This window comes from Mesorhizobium sp. M2E.F.Ca.ET.209.01.1.1 (assembly GCF_004010375.2).
Lineage (GTDB): Bacteria > Pseudomonadota > Alphaproteobacteria > Rhizobiales > Rhizobiaceae > Mesorhizobium.
The window spans coordinates 1-22,151 of record NZ_SADP02000020.1; the positions used below are offsets into that span (position 1 = coordinate 1).

24 protein-coding genes and 1 pseudogene are annotated in these 22,151 nt (G+C 64.3%); 11 read left to right on the top strand and 14 right to left on the bottom strand.

The window, feature by feature from the left end:
• Window positions 1-81: pseudogene (locus tag EN852_RS27770) on the top strand (IS3 family transposase); the annotation flags it as partial.
• Between the two features lie 283 nt (window positions 82-364).
• Entirely contained in the window at window positions 365-883 is a 519-nt protein-coding gene (locus tag EN852_RS27775) for a TIGR00645 family protein (RefSeq protein WP_127879069.1), read from the top strand.
• A gap of 7 nt (window positions 884-890) precedes the next feature.
• Here EN852_RS27775 and EN852_RS27780 read toward each other — a convergent pair whose 3' ends face one another.
• The 3 genes from EN852_RS27780 to EN852_RS27790 form a co-directional block, all read right to left on the bottom strand.
• Window positions 891-1,757 (bottom strand): NAD(P)-dependent oxidoreductase, encoded by an 867-nt coding sequence (locus tag EN852_RS27780; RefSeq protein ID WP_127879067.1) that lies wholly within the window; start codon window positions 1,755-1,757, stop codon window positions 891-893.
• 93 nt (window positions 1,758-1,850) lie between these two features.
• Window positions 1,851-2,495 (bottom strand): response regulator transcription factor, encoded by a 645-nt coding sequence (locus tag EN852_RS27785; RefSeq protein ID WP_127879065.1) that lies wholly within the window; start codon window positions 2,493-2,495, stop codon window positions 1,851-1,853.
• Between the two features lie 8 nt (window positions 2,496-2,503).
• Window positions 2,504-3,379: a S1C family serine protease gene (locus tag EN852_RS27790; RefSeq protein WP_127879063.1), complete on the bottom strand. Its 876-nt coding sequence runs from the start codon at window positions 3,377-3,379 to the stop codon at window positions 2,504-2,506.
• Window positions 3,380-3,539: 160 nt separating this feature from the next.
• Between EN852_RS27790 and EN852_RS27795 the strand changes: the two genes are divergently transcribed.
• A complete protein-coding gene (locus EN852_RS27795) occupies window positions 3,540-4,487 on the top strand; it encodes a trypsin-like peptidase domain-containing protein (protein WP_127879061.1) in 948 nt (315 codons plus the stop codon).
• Between the two features lie 12 nt (window positions 4,488-4,499).
• Here EN852_RS27795 and EN852_RS27800 read toward each other — a convergent pair whose 3' ends face one another.
• Window positions 4,500-4,925, bottom strand: coding sequence for a VOC family protein (locus EN852_RS27800; protein WP_127879060.1), 426 nt, complete (start codon window positions 4,923-4,925; stop codon window positions 4,500-4,502).
• Window positions 4,926-4,991: 66 nt separating this feature from the next.
• On the opposite strand from EN852_RS27800, the gene EN852_RS27805 reads away from it, so the two are divergent.
• The gene (locus EN852_RS27805) at window positions 4,992-5,618 is read left to right on the top strand and encodes a TetR/AcrR family transcriptional regulator (RefSeq protein ID WP_127879058.1); all 627 of its coding nucleotides are present in this window, start codon (window positions 4,992-4,994) and stop codon (window positions 5,616-5,618) included.
• Here the strand turns inward: EN852_RS27805 and EN852_RS27810 are convergent.
• Window positions 5,560-6,507, bottom strand: coding sequence for a LysR family transcriptional regulator (locus tag EN852_RS27810; RefSeq protein ID WP_127879056.1), 948 nt, complete (start codon window positions 6,505-6,507; stop codon window positions 5,560-5,562). The two genes, EN852_RS27805 and EN852_RS27810, sit on opposite strands and share 59 nt — an antisense overlap.
• Window positions 6,508-6,622: 115 nt before the next feature.
• On the opposite strand from EN852_RS27810, the gene EN852_RS27815 reads away from it, so the two are divergent.
• From EN852_RS27815 to EN852_RS27825, 3 genes are read left to right on the top strand one after another with little or no spacing between them, the layout of a single operon-like run.
• A complete protein-coding gene (locus tag EN852_RS27815; protein ID WP_126081769.1) occupies window positions 6,623-7,261 on the top strand; it encodes an FMN-dependent NADH-azoreductase in 639 nt (212 codons plus the stop codon).
• A 6-nt stretch (window positions 7,262-7,267) separates the two neighbouring features.
• Window positions 7,268-7,585: a hypothetical protein gene (locus tag EN852_RS27820; protein ID WP_246694434.1), complete on the top strand. Its 318-nt coding sequence runs from the start codon at window positions 7,268-7,270 to the stop codon at window positions 7,583-7,585.
• Window positions 7,586-7,606: 21 nt separating this feature from the next.
• Window positions 7,607-8,539 (top strand): 3-keto-5-aminohexanoate cleavage protein, encoded by a 933-nt coding sequence (locus tag EN852_RS27825; RefSeq protein WP_095817398.1) that lies wholly within the window; start codon window positions 7,607-7,609, stop codon window positions 8,537-8,539.
• Between the two features lie 23 nt (window positions 8,540-8,562).
• Here the strand turns inward: EN852_RS27825 and EN852_RS27830 are convergent, their stop codons facing one another.
• A complete protein-coding gene (locus EN852_RS27830; RefSeq protein ID WP_127879054.1) occupies window positions 8,563-8,856 on the bottom strand; it encodes an HlyU family transcriptional regulator in 294 nt (97 codons plus the stop codon).
• A 67-nt stretch (window positions 8,857-8,923) separates the two neighbouring features.
• Window positions 8,924-9,565: a TetR/AcrR family transcriptional regulator gene (locus EN852_RS27835; RefSeq protein ID WP_127879052.1), complete on the bottom strand. Its 642-nt coding sequence runs from the start codon at window positions 9,563-9,565 to the stop codon at window positions 8,924-8,926.
• A gap of 178 nt (window positions 9,566-9,743) precedes the next feature.
• Here EN852_RS27835 and EN852_RS27840 point away from each other — a divergent pair, with 178 nt between their 5' ends.
• Window positions 9,744-10,421 carry a PspA/IM30 family protein gene (locus tag EN852_RS27840; protein ID WP_127879050.1) on the top strand — a complete coding sequence of 226 codons (678 nt, stop codon included), beginning with the start codon at window positions 9,744-9,746 and terminating at the stop codon, window positions 10,419-10,421.
• Between the two features lie 41 nt (window positions 10,422-10,462).
• A complete protein-coding gene (locus EN852_RS27845; protein WP_127879048.1) occupies window positions 10,463-10,723 on the top strand; it encodes a YiaA/YiaB family inner membrane protein in 261 nt (86 codons plus the stop codon).
• 84 nt (window positions 10,724-10,807) lie between these two features.
• Here the strand turns inward: EN852_RS27845 and EN852_RS27850 are convergent, their stop codons facing one another.
• The 6 genes from EN852_RS27850 to EN852_RS27875 form a co-directional block, all read right to left on the bottom strand.
• Window positions 10,808-11,479, bottom strand: a complete 672-nt coding sequence (locus tag EN852_RS27850; RefSeq protein WP_127879046.1) for a PadR family transcriptional regulator — start codon at window positions 11,477-11,479, stop codon at window positions 10,808-10,810.
• Between the two features lie 136 nt (window positions 11,480-11,615).
• Window positions 11,616-11,996 carry a DCC1-like thiol-disulfide oxidoreductase family protein gene (locus EN852_RS27855; protein ID WP_189546227.1) on the bottom strand — a complete coding sequence of 127 codons (381 nt, stop codon included), beginning with the start codon at window positions 11,994-11,996 and terminating at the stop codon, window positions 11,616-11,618.
• A gap of 63 nt (window positions 11,997-12,059) precedes the next feature.
• Window positions 12,060-12,353 carry a GYD domain-containing protein gene (locus EN852_RS27860; protein ID WP_112126880.1) on the bottom strand — a complete coding sequence of 98 codons (294 nt, stop codon included), beginning with the start codon at window positions 12,351-12,353 and terminating at the stop codon, window positions 12,060-12,062.
• A gap of 164 nt (window positions 12,354-12,517) precedes the next feature.
• The gene (rpoD, locus tag EN852_RS27865; protein WP_127864612.1) at window positions 12,518-14,545 is read right to left on the bottom strand and encodes an RNA polymerase sigma factor RpoD; all 2,028 of its coding nucleotides are present in this window, start codon (window positions 14,543-14,545) and stop codon (window positions 12,518-12,520) included.
• Between the two features lie 429 nt (window positions 14,546-14,974).
• Window positions 14,975-16,921 carry a DNA primase gene (gene dnaG, locus EN852_RS27870; protein ID WP_127879044.1) on the bottom strand — a complete coding sequence of 649 codons (1,947 nt, stop codon included), beginning with the start codon at window positions 16,919-16,921 and terminating at the stop codon, window positions 14,975-14,977.
• A 140-nt stretch (window positions 16,922-17,061) separates the two neighbouring features.
• On the bottom strand, window positions 17,062-17,424 hold the full coding sequence (locus EN852_RS27875) for an RcnB family protein (protein ID WP_127879042.1): 363 nt from the start codon (window positions 17,422-17,424) through the stop codon (window positions 17,062-17,064).
• A gap of 353 nt (window positions 17,425-17,777) precedes the next feature.
• Between EN852_RS27875 and EN852_RS27880 the strand changes: the two genes are divergently transcribed.
• Window positions 17,778-19,442 (top strand): Na/Pi cotransporter family protein, encoded by a 1,665-nt coding sequence (locus EN852_RS27880; RefSeq protein ID WP_127879040.1) that lies wholly within the window; start codon window positions 17,778-17,780, stop codon window positions 19,440-19,442.
• A gap of 99 nt (window positions 19,443-19,541) precedes the next feature.
• A complete protein-coding gene (locus EN852_RS27885; RefSeq protein ID WP_127879038.1) occupies window positions 19,542-20,726 on the top strand; it encodes an MFS transporter in 1,185 nt (394 codons plus the stop codon).
• Window positions 20,727-20,732: 6 nt separating this feature from the next.
• Here EN852_RS27885 and EN852_RS27890 read toward each other — a convergent pair whose 3' ends face one another.
• On the bottom strand, window positions 20,733-22,109 hold the full coding sequence (locus tag EN852_RS27890; RefSeq protein ID WP_189546229.1) for a PLP-dependent aminotransferase family protein: 1,377 nt from the start codon (window positions 22,107-22,109) through the stop codon (window positions 20,733-20,735).
• Between the last annotated feature and the right edge of the window lie 42 nt (window positions 22,110-22,151).

Genomic DNA, 22,151 nt, shown 5'->3' on the forward strand with positions numbered 1-22,151 from the left:
TACATCGACTATTACAACCACCGCCGCATCAAATTGAAACTGAAAGGGCTGAGCCCTGTGCAATACAGGACCCAGCCCTTAAACCTACCCAGCTCAATGAACCGTCCAACTTTATGGGGTCAGTTCAGCTCGGACGGGCCTTTCCTTTCCTGGCTCAACAAGATTTGTCCTGTCGATTAGAGCTAACTCATTGAATTGCCGCATTGCGACACCAGATTCAAAGCAGGGCGTTCCCTGCCCTGTCCCGACTCCAGCGGGACATGACTGAGCCCCGCCGGTCCCCCTCTCCGGCGGGGTTTTTTGTCTTGAAAACCGGCCCCGTCTGGCCGAAATACCCTCTATCGCAACTTGACCGGAACCCTTCATGAAGCGTCTCGAACTCGCCATCGAATCCGTCATCCTCGCCTCGCGCTGGCTGCTGGTCGCCTTCTATCTCGGGCTCGGCGTCGCACTCGCGACATATGCCCTGTCCTTCGGCAAGAAACTTTACGAGTTCGTGATCAGCGCCTTCACGCTCGGCGACACCGACACGATCCTGAAGATGCTCGGCCTGATCGATGCCGCGCTGGTCGCCTCGCTGGTGGTGATGGTGATCATCTCGGGCTACGAGAATTTCGTCAGCCGCTTCGACGATCAGGATGGCGAGGTCCATTGGCTGGGCACGATCGATGTCGGCTCGCTGAAGGTGAAGGTGGCCTCGACCATCGTCGCGATCTCGTCGATCCATCTGCTGCAGATCTTCCTCAACCACGCTTCTTACACGGCGGAGCAGTTGATGTGGCTGACCATCATGCATCTGGCCTTCGTGCTTTCGGCGCTGATGCTGGCCTATATCGACCGGGTGATGGCGCTGGCCAAGGGCAAGAAGGCCGCGGCGGAGTAAGGTCCCTTCAGTAGATTCTTCTGACTTTCGTCTGCGAGTTCGCAAACACCTCGTCTGGAACGAAGAAGTCGCCCGCGAGCTGATCGGCCGCGCCAGGCGCATAGACCGAAAAATCGGTCACACCTTCGGCGCGCAGCACCTCTTCGTCGATATAGAAATTGCCGGTCGCCTCGCGCGAGGGACGCAGGAAGATCGCATGCGCCGCATCGGCCATGATGTCGGGCGAGCGGCTCATCGCCGCCACCGTCGCTCCGCCCAGAAGATTGCGTACCGCGGCCGTATCGATGGTCGAGATCGGCCACAGCGAGTTGACGGCAATGCCAGCTCCAGCGAATTCGGCGCTCATGCCAAGCGTGCACATCGACATGCCGAACTTCGCCATCGTGTAGGCGACGTGGTTCTTGAACCACTTGGCCTTCATGTCGAGCGGCGGCGCCAGATTCAGGATGTGAGGGTTCTTGGCCAACTTCAGGTGCGGAATACACATTTTGGAGACGAGGAACGTGCCGCGCGTGTTGATCTGATGCATCAGATCGTAGCGCTTCATGTCGGTCTCCAGCGTGCCTGTGAGCTGGATGGCGCTGGCATTGTTGACGCAGATGTCGATGCCGCCAAACCGCTCCACGGTTTTCGCCACCGCATCGGCGACCTGGGCCTCGTCGCGGATGTCGCAAAGCACAGGCAGCGCCTTGCCGCCGGCCTGCTCGATCTCTTGCGCCGCGGTGTAGATGGTGCCCGGCAGCTTCGGATGCGGCTCGGCGGTCTTGGCCGCGATCGTCACATTGGCGCCGTCGCGCGCCGCCCTGAGCGCGATGGCCAACCCGATGCCGCGCGATCCGCCCGAGATGAACAGGGTCTTTCCCTTGAGCGACATCTTTGCCTCCCTCTGCAACAGGGAGGCAACTTGCGCGGTGGACCGGCTCGGCGCAAGGGCCAAGGCGGATTACGCAGCGTCGTTCCGGAAGGGCTAGACCAGCACCAGCCCCTGCCTCATCGCGATTGCGATGGCATCGGTGCGGTTGGCGGCGCCGAGCTTGATCAGGATGGCGGCGACATGGAACTTCGCCGTGTGGACCGAAATATTGAGCCGCCTGGCGATCACCTTGTTCGGCGCGCCTTCGGCGAGCAGCGCAAGCACCTCCGCCTCGCGCGGCGACAAGGCCGGGCGCGCCTGGTTGTCGTCCGGTGCGTCTTCTTCGGCGAGCCCATCATGGAAATCGCCATGCGCGACCTCCGATGCCCCAGCCCTTTCGATGCGATAGCCGGAGGCGGCCAGCCGCGCCCCGGCAGCGATCAGCAAACCGTCGGCAGATGGCGGCAGCACGGCGACCACATTGCCGGGAAGCCGCTCGTGCTCGCTGCGGCGGGACAAAAGCACAACAGGTATCGTCGAGCCGACGGCCCGGCTTTCCAAGGCCGCATCGTCGGTCACCGCGACATCCGCTAGCTGGTCGGTGCTGCTCCCGGCCAGTATCGGCAGCAGATCGTCACTGGCGGCAAGCGCATCGGCAAGCTGCTCGGCGCGCTGGGCATCGCCGAGCGCCACCAGCACCGTCAGCCGGTGGGCTGACGGTTCCGGTCGTGCGATCATCTGTGCCGCGCTGCTTGCCATCGATCCTCTCAGCTCAGCGGCTTCTCGCCGATGGTGATCGAAACGTCGCGTTGCGTACCGCCGCTCGAGATACCAAGCGTCACGGTGGTGCCAGCGCTGTCCGGCCCGAGCTTGCGGATCAGTTCGCGCGGGCCATGCACGGCCTCGCCGTTCCAGGCGACGACGATGTCGCCGACATGCAGGCCGGCGGCCTTGGCCGGACCGTTGTCGTCGAGGCTCATGACCATAGCGCCTTTGGTGTCGCCGTTGCGGATCGGATGCAGCCCGGCGCCGAGATAGCCGCGCGCGACATGACCTTTCTCGCGCAACGTGGCAACCGCGCGCTCGATCGTCTCGTAAGGCATGACCAGCGCCCGCCGGCGCGGCCCGAACAGAAGCATGCCGACCAGGCCGCCCTTGGCGTCGAGCACCGGCCCGCCCTCGAAGCGACCGCCGGTATTGATGGCGAGGTTGATGCGCCGGTCGATCGTGCCGCCGCGCATCGAGCGCCAGGCCGGCCCGACCTCGCAGACCGTACCGAACACGGCAAGCGATGCGCCATCGCTGTTTCCGATGGCAATCGCCAGATTGCCGGGCCGCACCGCGCCGGCCTGAGTGAGTTGCGGCAAACCGGCGGAAGCGAAAGCCGGCTTCAGCAGCGCAACGCCTGTCGACGGATCGCGGCCGACGAGTTCGGCCTTGGCGGTTTCGCCGGAGGCAAGCGTCAATTCGATCTCTTCGCCGGCTTCGACCGCTTCCTCGGCGGTAACGAAGTAGCCGTCGCGCCAGTGGAAGGCGCTCGCGGTGCGGTGATGGTGCGTGACGAAACTCGCGAGCGCGGGCGCAGCGGTGGCCGCGACATCGGCGATCGCGTCGGAAAAGGCACTGAGATTGAAGTCGCTCATAAGACTGTCTCCTGGGTTCGGTGACCCAGATATCGCTCCACAATGCCGTCGCGGATACTCGCCTGACGGCTAGTCACCGCCCCGACTGGCCATCTGGTCAGGTCGCGGCAATTGCGGCCGCTTCGCACATATAGTCATCATTCCACGAGGGAACACACCGATGGCCTTCGCAGCCGAAAAACTTCCATCCGATGACGCTTTGCTCGACGCTTACTCGGTATCCGTTGCCGACGCCGTCGACCGCATCGGACCGGCCGTCTGCCGCATCGAACGCATCGGCGCCGGCGGTCACGGCTCCGGCTTCGTCATCGCGCAGGACGGGTTGGTCGTCACCAACTTCCATGTCGTCGGCGACGCGCGCGCCGTGCGCGTCACCATGCCGGATGGCGCCTCGCGCGAAGGCCACGTGCTTGGCCGCGATCCGGACACCGACATCGCGCTGGTCCGCGCCGACGGCAGTTTCGCCGATGTCGCGCCGCTCGGCGACTCCAAGCGCCTGCGCCGCGGCCAGATCGCGATCGCCATCGGCAATCCGCTCGGCTTCGAATGGACCGTCACCGCCGGCGTCGTCTCCGCGCTCGGCCGCTCGATGCGCGCCTCGACCGGCCGGCTGATCGACGACGTCATCCAGACCGATGCCGCGCTCAATCCCGGCAATTCCGGCGGACCGCTGGTGTCGTCGGCCGGCGAGGTGATCGGCGTCAACACCGCCATGATCCACGGCGCGCAAGGCATTGCCTTCGCGGTTGCCTCCAACACCGCCAATTTCGTCATCTCGGAAATCATCCGCTTCGGCCGCGTGCGCCGCGCCTTCATCGGCGTCTCCGCCGATACCACCAACCTGCCGCGCCGGGCGGCCCTGTTGTCGCAGGTGACCACGAACACGGCGGTGCGCCTGCGCAGCGTCGAGAAGAACGGCCCCGCCGCCAAGGCAGGCCTGAAGGAAGGCGACATCATCGCGGCAATAGACGGCCGGCCGGTGACCGGCGTCGATGACCTGGTGCGCATGCTCGATGCCGAGCGCATCGGCCGCGAGACGCTCTGCACCGTCGTGCGCCGCACCGGTGTCAGCCAGGTGGCGGTGACACCGGTGGCGCGGACGAGCTAAGCCTCGCTGGCTTTAGCTTCCCGCCATCCCCTCGGCATATTGGGCCAGGAATTCCTCGCTTGGCGGGATTGGTTTGATGACGTCGATCAGGACACCATTGGGGTCCCTGGTGATGAAATGGCGCTGGCCGAACGGCTCGTCGCGCAAGCTGCGCAGGATCGGCAGGCCGGCGGCGACGGCACGCTCATAGACGGCGTCAGGGTCGCGGACCTCGAAATTGATCAGCAGGCCGGACGTGAGTCCCCGCCCCTCCTCCGGGATCGTCTCGTGATCCCCTTGCACGACGCCTAGATTGACGCGCCTGTCCTCAGCCGATTGCAGATGCACATACCAGTCGCTTTGGAAGAGCAGCTTGAAGCGGAAATGCTCGACATAAAAGGCCGCCGTGCCTTCGACATCGCCCGTCATCAGCACCGGATAATAGCTGGTCGTCTTCATCTTTCCTTCTCCTCGTATCCAACATACAGTCTGTATGTAAGTGAAAATAACATACAGGCTGCATGTATGCAACAACAGTCCGGACGCCGCTCCAACCGCGACCGCACCGAGGCGACGCGCGCCGATCTGATCCGCGCGGCGCGAAAGCTGTTCACGGAAAAATCCTATGCCGAGACCGGCACGCCGGAGATCGTCGCCGAGGCCGGCGTGACGCGCGGCGCGCTCTATCATCATTTCGCCGACAAGCAGGCCCTGTTCGCCGCGGTCGTGGAACAGGAAGCGGCGGCCGTGGCGGCCGAGATCGATCATGCCTCGCCGCCGCCGCTCTCCGCGCGCGACGCGCTGATCGCCGGATCGGACGCCTATCTCGAGGCAATGCGGGCGCCCGGCCGCACGCGGCTTCTGCTGCTCGACGGACCGGCCGTGCTCGGCCGCGCCGCCATGGACGAGATCGACAACCGCCACGGCAACCGCTCGCTGCGCGAAGGCTTGGTCGCCGCGATGCGGGCGCAGCAGCTGACCAGATTGCCGGCCGAGGCGCTGACCGCCCTGCTTGCCGCCGCCTTCGACCGGGCGGCTCTGGCCATCGAGGCCGGCGCGCCTGCCGAGGATTATCGCGCGGTGCTGATCGCGCTCATGGACGGGTTGTCTCCGGTTCCTCCTCCGTCCACACGCCCGGCTCCATCTCGTTGAAGCAGCCCAGCTGGCGCCTGAACTCGTCGATAAGCCAGGTCGCCGCCGGCTTGGGGCTGCGATCGTTGCGGTGCATGGCATAGAGCGGCGAGCGCACCTCGCGATAGGGCTCCAGATCGAGTTCCACCAATCGGCCGCTGGCTAGGTCGTCGGCGATCAGCCAGCGCGGCAGGCCGCCCCAGCCGAGGCCCTCGCGCATCAGCGCATGCTTGGTGCGCATATCGGTCAGCCGCCAGGTGCGATAGGCAAAAACGCCATAGTCTCGCCCGCGCGTCCGCTCCGACTGGTCGGTGACGACAAGCTGGATGTGCTCGCGCAGGTCCTCGACACCGACCGGCTTCGGCAGTTTGGCCAATGGATGTTCGGGCGCCGCCGCGGGCACCAGGGAGGTGAAGCCGATGCGCAGTAGATTGACGTCGGCATCGCCTTGCAGGCCGCCGAAGCCGAGATCCACCTGGCCGTTGACGACCTGGTCGACGATCAGGCCGAGCGAGCCGATATAAAGCCGCAGCATGACCGCGGGGAACTGCGCCTCGAAGGCCTTGAGCACGCGCACCAGCGCCGGTGAAGGCAGCGTCACGTCGACCGATATCGCCACTTCCGCTTCCAGCCCTTGCCGGTAGCCGTCGGCGCGCGAGCGGATGCGCTGCAGCACGCCGATCATGCGCCGCGCATCCTCCAGCATCGCCTTGCCGACATCGGTCAGCTGCGGCTCGCGCACGCCTTCGCGCTCGAACAGCTTCAGCCCAAGCTGCGCTTCGAGATTGGCGATGCCGTAGCTCACCACCGACTGCGCCCGGTTGAGCTTGCGCCCTGCTGCCGAGAAGCTGCCGGTATCGGCGACTGCCACCAGGATCTGGAGTTGGTCCAATGTCGGGTTCGGCTGCATGGCTATGTATCCATTTTGTTGATGGATTGTATACATATTATACCAGTTATCCTGATGGAGCAGCAATCCCATATTGGCGTGGAAAGTTTCAATCCAACCCCAAGGGGACACCGCCATGTCTATTCTTCTCGTTACCTCCAGCCCGCGCGGCGCCGCTTCGCACTCGACCCGCGTCGCCACCGATCTCGCCCGGAAGCTTGTTGCCGCCGATCCGTCCAACACGCTTGTCGTGCGCGATCTGGTCGCCAATCCGCTGCCGCATATCGACCCTGACTACGCCACCGGCATCTACACGCCGGCCGAAGCCCGCACGCCGCGCCAGGCCGAGGTCGTGGGCGTTTCCGACGCCGTGCTCGACGAGGTCTTCGCCGCCGACACGATCATCCTCGCCACCGGCTTCATCAACTTCAACATCTCCTCGACGTTGAAGTCCTGGGTCGACCACGTTGCCCGCTCCGGCAAGACCTTCGCTTACGGCGAGAACGGTCCGAAGGGCCTCGTCGCCGGCAAGAAGGTCTACATCGTGCTCGCTTCCGGCGGCATCTATTCGGAAGGCGCCGCGGTGCAGATGGACCATGCCGTCCCGTATCTGCGCAGCGTGCTCGGCTTCCTCGGCATGACCGACGTTGAAGTGATCCGCGTCGAGGGCGTCGGCATGGGCGCCGATGCCGTGACCGCCGCGCTCGCCAAGGCCACCGCCAAGGTCGACGCGATCGCTGCTGCCAATGCCAACCAGGCCGCCGCCGCGGCCTGATCGCCGATGGCAGGACATGAAAAGGCAGGCGCCCGCCAGCGCCTGCTTTTTTTTGCATTTGGCCTGGCGCGGCTGGCGCTGGTAATCGTGGCGATCCAGAACGCGGTGCCGATCTGGAACGACTTTTTCTTCCCCCTGGTCCTGATCACCTCCGACAATTTGAAGACACTGCCGCAAGGGCTGACCGTGTTCGTCGGCGAATTCACCACCGACTGGGGGGTGCTGTTCACCGGGCTGACACTGGCGGCACTGCCGATTACGCTGCTCTATATCGTGCTGTCGAAGCAGTTCATCTCCGGCATCACGCAAGGCGCGGTCAAATAGCGAAGAGATCGAGGATCATAAGTGGCGAACCAGAACAAGATCATCATCACCTGCGCCGTAACCGGCTCGATCCACACGCCATCGATGTCGCCGCATCTGCCGGTGACGGCGCAGGAGATCGCCACCGCCGCAATCGAGGCGGCCGAGGCGGGTGCTGCGATCGTCCACCTTCACGCCCGCAATCCGGTCGATGGACGCCCCGACCAGTCGACCGAAGCGTTTGCCCCCTTCCTGCAGGTCATCAAGCAGCGCTCCAACTGCGTCGTCAACATCACCACCGGGGGTGCGGCGACGATGAGCGTGGAGGAGCGTGTCAGGCCGGCGAAGGTGTTCGCTCCGGAAGTCGCCTCGCTCAACATGGGCTCGATGAATTTCGCGCTGTTCCCGATGCTGGAACGCTTCAAGACCTTCGAGCATGACTGGGAGCGGCCCTATCTTGAATCCTCGCGCGACCGCATCTTCCGCAACACCTTCGGCGACATCGAGCACATATTGCGCACCTGCGCCGACAACGGCACGCGCTTCGAGATCGAGTGCTACGACATCGGCCATCTCTACACACTGGCGCATTTCGTCGAGCGCGGCCTGGTCAAGGCGCCGTTCTTCGTCCAGAGCGTGTTCGGCATCCTCGGCGGCATCGGCACGCATCCGGAAGACGTCGCCCATATGAAACGCACCGCCGACCGCCTGTTCGGCAACGACTATCACTGGTCGGTGCTTGGCGCCGGACGTCATCAATTGCCCATCGCCACGCAGGCGATCGCGCTCGGCGGCAATGTGCGCGTGGGGCTCGAGGATTCGCTGTGGATCGGCAAGGGCAAGCTCGCCCGCTCCAGCGCCGAACAGGTGACCAAGGTGCGCCAGATCATCGAAGGCCTCGGTGCCTCGATCGCCACGCCCGACGAAGCGCGCCAGATCCTGCAGCTCAAGGGCGGGGACAAGGTCGCGTTCTGATCGGGCAAAAAGGACCGCGGCGGCTATCCAAACATCCGCTCGCCCTGCTCGTCGACCAGCTGTATGCCCTTCTTGATCGAGATGTCGACGGCGTCGTCCAGCCCGGCGAAGCGGTCGGCGCGGATGAAGCGGTGTTCTTTCATCACGCCGTCCACTTCCTTGGAGACGACGCCGCAGGTCTGGTACTGGCCCTCGGCCTTGTAGGGCGTCGCGCTGACCAGGAAGCCCTTGTGCTCGACCTGCTTGGCCGGCTTGGCGCTGCCGGCTTCCGTTGCCTCGCCACCGCCGCCGCCAAAAAGCTTCTTCAGAAAAGACATTTTTCAAAACTCCCATTTCAGCGGGCACCAGGAAATCGCGGCGCCCCTTGTTCACGCTGGCCCCTGTTCACGCGGGCTTTGTCTCAGCATGCGCGAATGCGCCGCCGTGTTCCAGTCCCTTGACGAAGACGCCGACCAGCAGCTCGACCTGATGCCAGATCTCCTCGGCCTGGCGGCTGTCCGAATTCGCGACATAGCCGCTGGTCACGATGCCATGCACGCTTGACCACAAGGTCCGCGCCGCAAGCGCGCGGCGCTTGTCGTCGAGGCCGAAGTCTCCGGCCTTGAGCACGCCGGCGACGATGTCGAACAACTCGTCGAGCAGCGCGTCATAGGCGTCGGGGCCCGGCCGCGTCGCGCGCCGGCGGTTGAAGGCAAGCACCGCTGGCCAGCTGCCGGGATGCGCCTCGACGAACCGCACATAGGCCGCCGCCATCGCCAGGATGCGATGCTGGACATCGGTCACCCCTTGCCTTTCGAGATCGGCCATGGCCGCGAGGCCTGTCGCGCCGAGCCGGTCGAGCAGCCGCATGTTGACGGCGCGGTGCACTTCGTCGAGATCGGCAAAGAGGTTGTAGACCGATCCGACCGAAATGCCGGCCTGCTCGGCGATGGTGCGCGCTTTCAGGTTCTCGGCGCCGCCCTCGTTCAGCAGCGCCTCGGCGATGGCGAGCACTTTCTCGCTCATCTCTTCCTTGTCCAGCGCCATGCTCTTTCCTGTCTTTCTGTCCGGAAACCGGCACGCAAGGCCCGGAATTCATCTCCATTTCTCTCCGTTTACCATGTCCCACGCCTCATGAACAGCGTTCAAAATAGTTCTTGAACAATGTTCATTTCCTGATATGTTGGCTTCGTGAACAATGTTCACGCCAACAGGGAGATGACCCATGTTTAGCCTGATCAAGACATTGCTTGACGGCGCCAGCGCTCGCGCCGAGGACAATCTGAAGGACCGTTTCGCCATCGACCTCCCGGCGCAGCGCATCCGCGACGCGGAGGCGGGCCTCGCCGCCGCCAAGCAGACGCTCGCCTCGCTGATCGTGCGTCAGCGTGCCGAGCAGACCAGCCTCGACCAGCTCGACCGCCGCATCGCCGATCTGGAGGCCCGCACGCTGAGCGCGCTTTCGGCCGACAACCAGGCGCTCGCCGAAGGCGGCGCTTCGGCGATCGCAGAACTCGAGAATGAGCGCGAGGTGCGCCGCGCCACCGTGAAGAGCCTCGGCGAGAAGACCTTGCGGATGCGCCTGTCCCTCGAGCGGGCGCATCGCCGCATCATCGATCTCAACCAGGGCATGATCTCGGCGCGGGCGATCGATGCAGAGCGCAAGGCGCAGTCGCGCCTCAACCGTTCGATCGGCCGGACCGCAAGCATCAACGAAGCGGAAGAGCTGCTGGCCCGCATCAAGGACAGTCCCGACCCGTTCGAGGAAGCGGACATCCTCGACGAGATCGACGGCGAGCTGCGTCACGAGGCGATCCGCGAGCGCCTCGCCGAAGCAGGTCACGGACCGGCCACCAAGGTGCGCGCTGAGGACGTTCTGGCGCGCCTGAAATCCCTGAACTGAGCCCGAAATTTCCGAAACAGATCAATCCAAGGAGCAATACGATGAACGGCAATCAGACCTATATACTGTTCAACACCGTCTCGGTGGGCACCGCCTATTTCATGCTCGGCCTGTCGCTGTGGCTGGCGCCGGTCGACCTCTCGACCAAGGGCTACTGGGCCATGGGCGTCCTCCTGCTCACCGGCAGCCTCGTGAACCTGGTCAAGTACCGCACCGACGAGCGGATTGCGGCCGAGACAACCGCCAAGATCGAGAAGGCGCGCAACGACAAGCTGATCAGCGAATATGTCGGCAAGGATTGACCTGCCTTGCTGATCGCCAACCGAACGAAATTAGCCTGGATTGCTCCGGGCTTATTTCGTTGTTCTGAAGAATTGCGGAGAGCGTTAGCGCCGTGCCAGCGCCTCGATCGCCTCGGCTGCGTCTTCGAGGATGCTGATCGCCTCGGCCTGCTTGTCTTCCGGCGCGTCGGCGATGTCGCCGAGCGCGGCGCGCAGCCGGTGGCGCAGCGCGCGGAACTGGTCGCGCTTTTCCGAACGGCCGCGGCGCCCCTCGTCCTTGTCGTCGCCCCAGCCGAACCATTCGCGCGCCGCCGCCATCTTGCGGCCGAAGCGCTCGAGATGGTCGAGCACGCCGTCGATCATCTCGCGGTTCTCCTCGAGATGCGCCTTGCCGGCCTCGGTGATCGAAAACACCTTCTTGTTGCCCTCGCTGGACGACACCGCGTAGCCCGCCTCTTCCAGGAAGGTCAGCGTCGGATAGACCACGCCCGGGCTCGGGCTGTAGACGCCGCTGGTGCGCTCTTCCAGCGCCTTGATAATGTCGTAGCCGTGGCGTGGCGCATCGGCCAGCAGCGACAGCGTGATCAGCTTGAGATCGCCGTCGGCGAGCATCCGGCCGGCGCGGAACATGTCGCCCGGGCCGCGGCCGCCGCCCCTGCCCCCAAACGGACCGAAACCGCCGCCCCCTCTGCCACCAAATTTGCCGCCGAATCTGCCGGCCATATGCATGAACATGCGCTCGCCGAAATGGTGCCCGGAATGGTCGTGTCTGTGCATGAATTGCTCCTTGAGTATATCTTACGATATATCTTAAATAAAGCGCGTCGCCCATTGTGTCAAGATATATCTTACGATGTATCGCAGGATGCGCCAAGACCCCTTATAACGCTATAGTTTGGGGTGGAGTTGCCGCCTACCAGCGGCCCTTGCGCCGGTTCCAGGCGTAGAGAAGGTCGGCGAAACGGTCATAGGCGATGCGCGTCAAAGGCAGCGCGATCACGTTGCCGAACAAGCTCGCCAGCCACCCCTCGCCGGGCGTGAGCCGCCAGACCGCGATCGCCACATCGGCGCCGACCAGCAGCCGGCCTTCGCTATCGGTCGCGTGCAGGCGCCGGCGGATATCCTCAAGCGAGGCGCCGAAGGCCGAAAGCGCTTCGGGTTCGAAATTGATGTCACGGAATTCGAGGCGGCCCGCCTTGACCGCCTCGATGAGCCGCCGCCTCTGACGATTGATGCCGGCGTCGCACACCGGGCAGCGCGTGTTGTACCAGACGGTCAGCAAAGGCTTGGGCATGGCGCGGCTATCGGGAATGCGGCGCGGCTTCGCAACAGCCGCGCCGGTCCCGGCTTCAGCCGCCTACCCGAGCGAACTGATGATCTCGCGATAGGCGAATTCCGGAAACGCCTTCAATGTCCGCGTCCGCACGCTGCCACCGGAAGACAGCATGAGCGCGAAGCGCGCCAGCACCGCGTCGTCAGGCGCCTCGACCACGGCCACCATGTCGCATTCGCCCATGGTGAGATAGAACGCCTTGAACGACCCACCCATATCGCCGAGCTGCTTCTTGGCGGCATCGAGCCGCTTCGGCGACTCTCGCACATTCCTGGCGCCCTGCTCGGTCCAGTTGAGAAGCAAGATGTAAGTCGTCATGGCACACCTCCCATCGGAGCGGAGTGGCCGGGGCATCCGGCCAACCGTCCGGAAATGCGTTCGACATTGAGTATCCTACCGCCTGCCATTCTCGGCAAGCGCGGGTGGAAATGAAAAAGGGCGCCGGAGGGCGCCCTTTCGATCTCGTATGGTTGCGCTTGCGCTCAGCTGTCGAGGAAGCTTCTCAGCTTGCGCGACCGGCTCGGATGCTTGAGCTTGCGCAGCGCCTTGGCTTCGATCTGGCGGATGCGCTCGCGCGTCACCGAGAACTGCTGGCCGACTTCTTCCAGCGTGTGGTCGGTGTTCATGCCGATGCCGAAGCGCATGCGCAGAACGCGCTCCTCGCGCGGCGTCAGCGAGGCCAGCACGCGCGTCGTCGTCTCGCGCAGATTGGCCTGGATCGCGGCGTCGATCGGCAGGATCGCCATCTTATCCTCGATGAAATCGCCAAGATGCGAATCCTCCTCGTCGCCGACAGGCGTTTCGAGCGAGATCGGCTCCTTGGCGATCTTCAAGACCTTGCGCACCTTTTCCAGCGGCATGGCGAGTTTTTCCGCCAGTTCCTCCGGGGTCGGCTCGCGGCCGATCTCGTGCAGCATCTGGCGCGAGGTGCGCACGATCTTGTTGATCGTCTCGATCATATGCACCGGAATACGGATGGTGCGCGCCTGGTCGGCGATCGAGCGGGTGATGGCCTGCCGGATCCACCAGGTGGCATAGGTCGAGAACTTGTAGCCGCGGCGGTATTCGAACTTATCGACCGCCTTCATCAGGCCGATATTGCCTTCCTGGATGAGGTCCAGGAACTGCAGGCCGCGGTTGGTGTATTTCTTGGCGATCGAGATGACGAGACGCAGGTTCGCCTCGACCATTTCCTTCTTGGCGATCGCGGCCTCGCGCTCGCCCTTCTGCACCTGGTTCACGATCTTGCGGAATTCCAGGATCGAGATCGCCGTTTCGGTGGCAAGGTTCTGGATCTCGGCGCGCAACTCCTTGATCGTGTCCTTCTCGTTCTTGGTGAATTCCTTCCAGCCGCGCGAGGTCAGGTTGGCGATCGAGCGGGTCCAGTTCGGATCGAGCTCCGAGCCCTGATACTCCTTGAGGAATTCCTCACGGCGCACGCCATAGCTTTCGGCCAGACGCAGAAGCTTGCCCTCGTTCTGCACCAGGCGCTTGTTGATGTCGTAGAGCTGCTCGACCAGCGCCTCGATGCGCGCGGCATTGAGCGACAGCGACTTCACCGCCTTGATCAGCTGGTCCTTCAGCTCCTTGAGCCTGCGGTCCTGGCTGGGTGACAGCGTGCCGGCGGCGGCGAGGCGATTCTCGACCTGCTGGTCCTGCAGCTTGCGCAGCTTCTTGTAGGTGTCTGCGATGACGTCGAGCGTCTCCATCACCTGCGGGCGCAGTTCCGCTTCCATCGCGGCCAGCGACAGGCTCGCCTCGTCCTCGTCGTCTTCCTCTTCCTCCAGCCCGCGCGTGTCGCTGCCGACATTGGTGATGTCGTCTTCTTCCTCGCGTGCCGCCGCGCGGCCGCGCGGCTTCTCTTCGGGCTTAGGCGCTTCCTCGACGCGTTCGACGACGGGCGCCTGCTTGGCCTCGGGGCCGGCATAGGTCGCTTCGAGGTCGATGATCTCGCGCAGCAGGATCTTCGATTCGTTGAGCTCGTCGCGCCAGATAATGATGGCCTGGAAGGTCAGCGGGCTTTCGCACAGACCCGCGATCATCGTCTCGCGACCGGCCTCGATACGCTTTGCGATAGCGATTTCGCCCTCGCGCGACAGAAGCTCGACCGAGCCCATCTCGCGCAGATACATGCGCACCGGGTCGTCGGTGCGATCGGTCGGCTCTTTCTTGGTCGTCGTGGCGGCCACGGCGGTGCCGGTCTGCTCGGCAAGCTCGTTGGCGTCTTCCTCGCTGTCGCCGGCAGGCTCGGCCTCGGCCTCTTCGCCCTGCTCGTCATCCTCGACGACGTTGATGCCCATGTCACTGAGCATCGCATTGATGTCTTCGATGCGGTCCGGATCCGTCTCTTCCGAGGGCAGCACCGCGTTGAGCTCGTCGAGCGTGACATAGCCGCGTTTCTTCGCGGCCTTGATCATCTTCTTGACAGCATCGTCGGAAAGGTCGAGCAGAGGGCCATCGGTGGCGCCTTCGCGTTCGGTCTCGACCTCTTCCTTTTCCTTTGTCGCCATTCTTTGTCGTCTCCAAGCGGCCCAATATCGAGGCCGCGTAAACTGTCGGACCGGTTACGCCGGATGTGCTCGTACCGGAATGCTTTTTACCGGTCCGGCAACCGCGTCATCTCTTTTGTTTTGTGCATCTCGTTTGCCCCAAACCGGTTTTCACTTTTGGGCGACATGCATTAAGTCCAGATTAACCCTGATATCTGGAGCAGGCATTTTGCCTGTCCAGCCGTCACCGGCACCTCACATCGCTCAAATTTCCCGCCGACGCCGGGGCACGGTTAACGTTTCGAATCGTCCTGATTCCGCCAATCTGCCAGAAGGTCAAGCGCCTCTGGCATGATTCGCATGAAAAAAGCGAATCAATTACCCGACTTAGAGGCGTCGATTCGACGCGCTATGCATTTCCACTTCACTTCCAATGGGTGGTGCTCGGCCCTAAACGCGGCCAACCCTGCCCGATGAAACGCCGAACCCTTCGATCAGCGCTTCCGTTGCCTGCACATCGTTGAATTGCGCTTGAATCTCGACGAGATGCCGGAAATTTTCGTCCGAAGGGTCTGCATCGAGCGCCGCCTGCGCCTGTTTCAGCTCTCTATGTAAGGTGCGGGCGCTGCGCTGCAAGTGCATCGCCTGGTTGAAGGCGTCGCGGGCATCGTCGAGCGCGGCGGTCTCCAGCGCCGGCCATTGCCGTGCGCGCTTGATCAGTTCCACCGCCCGCTCCCAGATGCCGCCGCATCCGGCGCGCTCGATGGTGGCGATGACCGCGCCGCGCTCGTCGGCAGCGTCATGCGCCATGGCGTCGAGGATGGCCGCGTGGAGCTTGCGCAGATCAGAATTGGCAAGGTCGAGGAATTCGACATGCGCGAAATTCTCGTCGATCAGCGCCGGATGGTTGACCAGCGCCACGATGATCGTCGCCTCCCGAACAGACATGCCTTCGCCGCCGCGCTTGACCAGCGCCGACTGGCCGAGGCTTTCGGTGATCGCGATGCGGCCGCTTCCGCCCTTGGCGAACTGCCCGCCGGGCGCCGCGGGCTTGCCCTGGCCGCGCTCCCCTAGCCGGCCGCCATCCTGGCGACCCTGTCTCGTGTCGCGCTGGGTGCCGAAGAAGCTCCGCACCCGTTCGCGCATCACCTGCTGATATTCGTAGCGCACGCTCTCGTCGCGGATACGACTGGCGAGCTCATTCAGCCTCTTTCCCAGCTCGGCGCGACGTTCCGGCGTTTCGAAGACACCGCCCGCGGTCTCCCGCATCCACAGGAGATCGACAAGCGGCCGCGCCTCCGCCAGCACCGCCCGGAACGCGTCCGGCCCATCGGACTTGACCAGATCATCGGGGTCCTTGCCTTCAGGCAGCAGCGCAAACCGTGCCGAGCGTCCCGCCTGCACTGAAGGCAGGGCCAGATCCGCGGCACGCCATGCCGCTTTCAACCCGGCCTTGTCGCCGTCGAAGCACAACACCGGCTCCGGCGCCATGCGCCACAGAAGCTCGAGCTGGTTTTCGGTGAGCGCCGTGCCGAGCGGCGCCACGGCATTCTCGAAGCCGGCCTGCGCCAGCGCGATGACGTCCATATAGCCTTCCACCGCGATCACCGTGCCGCCCTTGGCGAGTGCCTTGCGGGCACGAGCGAAATTGTAGAGCACGTTGCCCTTGTGGAAGAGCTCCGTCTCCGGCGAGTTCATGTATTTGGCCAAGGCATCGGGCGCCAGCGCCCGCCCGCCGAAGGCGATGATCTTGCCGCGCGAATCCGGGATCGGGAACATGATGCGATCGCGGAACCAGTCATAGGAGACCGGGATATCGTCGCCATGCCGCACCAGCCCGCAGGCCTCGATATCGGCCTTCGGCACGCCCTTGGCGGCAAGATGCTCCTTGAGCGCGTTGCGGCTGTCGGGCGCATAGCCCAGCCGGAAGGATTGCTGCGTCGCCGGCGTCAACCCGCGGTCGCGCAGATACGCGCGGGCCTTGGCGCCGTCGGCGCTCTGCAGACGCTCCTGGAAGAAGAGGGTCGCCATCTCCATGACGTCGGTCAGGCTGGCGCGTTCCTTCTCGCGCCGTTCTTCCCGAGCGTCGCGCACCGGCATCGGCACGCCGGCCATCTCGGCGACCTTTTCGACAGCCTCGGGAAAGCTCATTCCGTCGAGTTCGGTGAGGAACTTGAAATGGTCACCCGACACCGAGCAACCGAAGCAGTGGTAGCGGCCCTTCTTGTCCTCGCAATGGAAGGATGGGCTTTTCTCGCCGTGGAACGGGCAGCAGGCCCAATAGTCGCCGCGCGACGTGTTGGTCTTCTTCCTGTCCCACGCGACGCGCTGGCCGATGACCTGCGAAATCGGCACGCGGTCGCGTATCTCGTCGAGGAAGGCGGGCGGAAAGCGCATCTAAGAAAGCTCGTTTGCCCTCCATATAATCAAGCCGCCCGGGCACGGCGACTCTGTCCGGCACATCGTACCCGCTTTTCACAGACGAAAAGAAGGCGGCCGGGGCGGCCGCCTCCTTTCCGCATACCGATTGTCGCGGATTACTGCGCGGCGATCGCGCCGAAGATGATGCCGGACAGGATGCTGACCAGCACATAATCGTTGCCGACGCGGATCCATTCCTGGCCGGGTCCGGGACGGCGCAGGCCGTAGCGGTTCCAGTCGCGGACCGGCTGGTGGCGCTTCCAGTTCGAATATTTCTGGCCGTTGCGCCAATGGCTGCGCTTCACGACGACCTTCTTCTTCACGACCCGTTTGTCGACATGCCTGCCGGGCTTCTGCCAGTCGACCTGGGTGTAGTTCGACCGCGGCGCGCCCGGCTGGGCGAGAGGCGCGGCCTGGCCGGAGAGGGCCGAGGCGCCCAGCACCGAGGCGGTGACGGCGCAAAGTATGAGACGCTTCATGGTCGGTATTCCTTGTTGTCGATAGATAGAGGGGTAACCGCCAACGGATGAACCGAAACTGAACGCTGGAATTATAATTCTGTAATGGTTTCAGTGGTTTGCGGACATTCAATGGTTCGGAGTGCGTCCGCCCTGGCGCCCAGACATCAGGCGATCTGAGCCGACGCATTGCCGCAAGGACGTGCAACCAAAGCGGCTGCTGTTCATTTCCGACATGCGCCGTCGAGCGGAGACGATCGCCGCATCACAAAATCTATTACCCGGCTAATCTTAATTGGTGTATTTCCAGGCCTCGAGATGGCTAAGATTCGTACCTCTCTCCGCGCCGCCAGAGCCACCCCGCGGGGTGGGCTGTGAGCGGCTCCGTCGTCCTCCTGCACCTTGCCGGCGCGGTGGCGCTGATGCTGTTCGCCACCCGTATGGTGAAGACTGGCGTCGAGCGGGCCTATGGCGACGTGCTGCGCCACAGGCTGCGCGCCACCATGCGCAATCCGATCATGGCGGTGCTGGCCGGCTGCGGGCTGTCAATCGCGCTGCAGAGCTCAACCGCGGTGACGCTGCTGGTCGGCTCCTTCGCCGGCGCCGGCATCGTTTCGGGCGCCGCCGGCCAATTGGCAGTGCGCGGCGCCGAGATCGGTTCGGCGCTGGTGGTCAAGCTGCTCACCTTCGATCTGACGCTGCTGGTGCCGCTCTGCCTAATCGCGGGAACGGTCATGTTCATGGCCACGGAGCGGCGCGACTGGCGGCAGCTGGGCCGTATCCTGATCGGTATCGGCCTCTTGATCCTGTCGCTGGAGATGATCGGGCAGGCGTCGGAACCGTTGCGCCAGAGTTCGCTGATGCCGCTGATCATCAGCTATTTCTCCGGCGATTTCGTCACCGCCTATCTGCTCGCAGCACTGGTCACCTGGCTCTTTCATTCCTCGATCGCCGCCGTGCTGCTTCTGGTGACGCTGGCGGGGCGCGGCTTCATCCCTCCGGAGCTCGGCATCGTGCTGGTGCTTGGCGTCAATCTCGGTTCCTCCGTTATCGCGCCCTTGCTCACCCGCAATGCCGATCCGGGCATTCGCGTCGTGCCGATCGGCAACCTCTTGATGCGCGGCATGGGGTCGCTGTTGATGCTGATCCTATTTATGACGGTGAAGCCGCCGATCGGCTTCCTTGGCGCCACGGTGCCCGACCAGATCGTAAACGCGCACATCCTGTTCAATGTGGTTATCCTGCTCGCCGGCCTGCCGCTTGCCGGTCTTGTCTACCGCGTTTCCGAGAAGATCGTGGCTGTCGGCGCCAAGCCGGACCCGGCGGCGGCGCTCGACGTCATTGAGCTTTCGGCGCTGAACGAAAGCGCTCTCGACACGCCGAGCCAGGCGCTGGCCAACGCGACGCGCGAGGTGGTGCGGGTCTGCGAGACGGTCGAGATCATGTTGAAGCGCATCATCGAGCTTTACGAGGATGCCGATCCCGCCAAGATCAAGGCGCTTGCCGCGCTCGACGACCGCGTCGACAGGAAGCACGCCGCGATCAAGCTCTATCTCGCCAAGATCACCAGGAACCCGCTGACCGAGGACGAGGCATTGCGTTGCCAGGAACTGATCGGCGCCTGCGTCAAGCTGGAGCAGGTCGGCGACATCATCGTGCGCAACATGCTGGTGCATGTCAGGAAGAAGCTGGAGCGTGGCCTGGAGTTCACGCCGGAAGGCTGGCAGGAGCTTTGCGCCTTCCACTCCTCCGTGCTCGCCAACGCGCGGCTTGCCTTCAACGTGCTGGTCTCGCGCGACCCCGAGACCGCGCGCCAGCTGGTGTTGGAAAAGGATCTTTTGCGCGAGCGCGAGAAGGAAACCAGCGCCAGCCATTTCCTTCGCCTGCGCGAAGGCACCGCCAAGAGCGTCGAGACAAGCTCGATCCATCTCGACACCATCCGCGACCTGAAGCAGATCAACTCGCTGCTGGCCTCGATCGCCTATCCGGTGCTCGAGGAGCGCGGCCTGCTCGGCGGCTCGCGACTGAAGGCCAGCTAGCCCTACGCTCAAGAAAAGCTAAAGCGGCATCGACAATTTCTCCATTGCCGCGCCCGTCAAGGCATGGTTTGAGGCGTGTATTCCTCGCATATGTTTTGAATCATGCTGCCGCTGATTGCCCTTTTCCTTGCCGCCTTCGCCTTCGGCACCACCGAATTCGTCATCGCCGGCGTGCTGCCCGAGGTGGCGCAGGGCCTCGGCGTTTCGGTGCCGACCGCCGGCTATCTCGTCTCCGGCTATGCCTGCGGCATCGCCATCGGCGGCCCTCTGCTGGCGCTGGCCACCGGCAAAGTCTCACGCAAGACGCTGCTGATCGGGCTGACGATCGCCTTCACCCTCGGCCAGGTGGCCTGCGCGCTGGCGCCCGATTTCACCGCGATGCTTCTGCTGCGCATCGCGACCGCCGTAGCGCATGGCTGCTATTTCGGTGTCGCCATGGTGGTTGCGGTCAGCCTCGTGCGTGAGGACCAGCGCGGCCGGGCGGTCGCGATCATTCTCTCGGGATTGACGGTTTCCAACGTCATCGGCGTGCCGGCCGGCACTGCGATCGGCAGCCTGTGGGGCTGGCGCGCGACCTTCTGGGTGATGGGCGCGCTCGGCCTCGTCGCGATCCTCGCCATGCTGGCGCTGTTGCCGCGGACGGCCGGCGCCGCGAACCGACCAGCCGGCTTGGCGCGCGAGGTTCGTGTGCTCGGCCGCCAGCAGGTCTGGACCTCGCTGATCCTGATGCTGATGCTGATGATCGGCCAGTTCGCGCTGTTCACCTATATCACGCCGATGCTGCTCGAAGTGACCGGCCTCGACGAGAGCCTGATCCCATGGATGCTTTTGCTCAACGGCGTCGGCGCTACGATCGGCGTCCTGGTCGGTGGCAAGCTCGCCGACTGGAAGCTGATGCCCTCGCTCATCGTCATGCTCGCCCTGCAGGCGGTAGCGCTCGGCGTCATCCATCTTGTCAGCCCCTACCCGGTACCGATGATCGTCGCCATCGTCATCTGGGGCGGTCTCAACTTTGCCATCGGCGCGCCGATCCAGACACGCATCCTGGCCTGGACGGCCGATGCCTCCAACCTCGCTTCCGCGCTGATCCCGTCCGGCTTCAATGTCGGCATCGCGCTTGCCGCGTCGCTGGGTGCTGCGATGCTCAATGCCGGCTACGGCTATCGCAGCCTGCCGCTCGCCGGCGCCCTGGCCATGCTGGTGGCGGTGGTGGTGGCTGTCGGCTCGCAAGCCTGGGAATGGCGCAGCCGCGCGACGCCGCCGCTGCCCGCGGCGGCTGAATAGCGGGCGTCAGATCTTCAGTCGCGAGGCGCCTGGCGCTCCCGAAAGGATGGAAGCCAGGCTTTGCAGGCCTTCCTTCAGCCGCTCGCGGTTGGGGGTGGCGCCCAGCGCCAGGCGGAAGCCATTGGCGAAGTCCGGCCCGACAGCAAACTCTTCCGCGGGGCTGATGGCCAACCCCCGGCGGCGGGCGATGTCGGCGAGTTCGGCTGAACGCAACTGGTTCTGCAGCGGATACCACAGATGCAGGCTGGACTCCGATGCCACAAAGCCTTTGGGCAGGATGTTGCGTGCGATCTCTTGCCTGGCCTGCGCTTCGGCGCGCACGGCGGCAGTAATCTCCCCGGCAAGGCCGCTTCGCAGCCACTCGCAGGCAAGGCCCGTCATCAGCGGCGGCGCCATCATCGTCGTGCCGCGGATCGCTGCCGCGACCCGCTCCGCAGCCTGCGGGTCGGGCGCTGCCAGGAAGGCCGTGCGCAGGAAAGGCGAGAGGCATTTCGCCAATGTCGCGACATGGAAGGTTCGTTCGGGCGACAAGGTCAGAAATGTCGGCGGAGGTGCTGCCAGCAACCTTCTGTAGGGATCGTCCTCGACGATGATCAGGCCGAGCTTGTCGGCCATGCGGGCGAGTTCCCGCCGCCTGCTTTCGGGCATGACGGATGCGGTCGGATTTTGCAGCGTCGGGTTGAGGTAGAGGACACGGGCGCCATGCCGTCGCGCCGCCTCTTCGAGATCATCCGGCCGCATGCCGTCACCGTCGTTTGCGACAGCAGCGAGCTTGCGCCGCGTGGTCCCGGCCAGCGCGATCAGCCCGGGATAGGTCAGCGCATCGGCAAGGATCGTGTCGCCCTCGCGCGTCTCTGCCAGCACGACGGCGGTGAGCAGCGCCTGCGCGCCCGAGCCGACAACGACCCTGTCGACCGGCAGCCTGTCTCCAGCCGCGGCAAGCCATGATGAACCGGCGGCGCGCTCCGCCGGCGAGCCCGGGCCGGGATGATAGGAAAGCAGCGCTTCGGCGCTGTAGCGCTTGAGCAGCCCTTCGACACCCGTCCGGATCAGTCCCGGCAGGTTGAGGCCGGCGGGCGCCGGCGGGATGTTCATGCTGAGATCGAGGACGGGCTCTTCCGGTTCGCCCGGCGTGACGAAGGTGCCCCGGCCAGCCGTCGCGTCGATCAGGTTCCTGCGTCGGGCTTCGGAAAACGCCCGCGTGACGGTCGTAAGGTCGACCTCGAGCAGCCGGGCAAGCTCCCGTTGCGGCGGCAACCTGTCGCCCGGCTGCAAGCGGCCGTTCGAGCGGGCATCCGCCAGGGCATCGACGATCTTCAAATAGACCGGTCGCGGCCCTGTCTCGAGAACCGGAAACCAGCTGATATCGCTTTCACCGGTCACTTGTCGCCTATCCATACATTTTGTCGCATTGTCTGCATACAA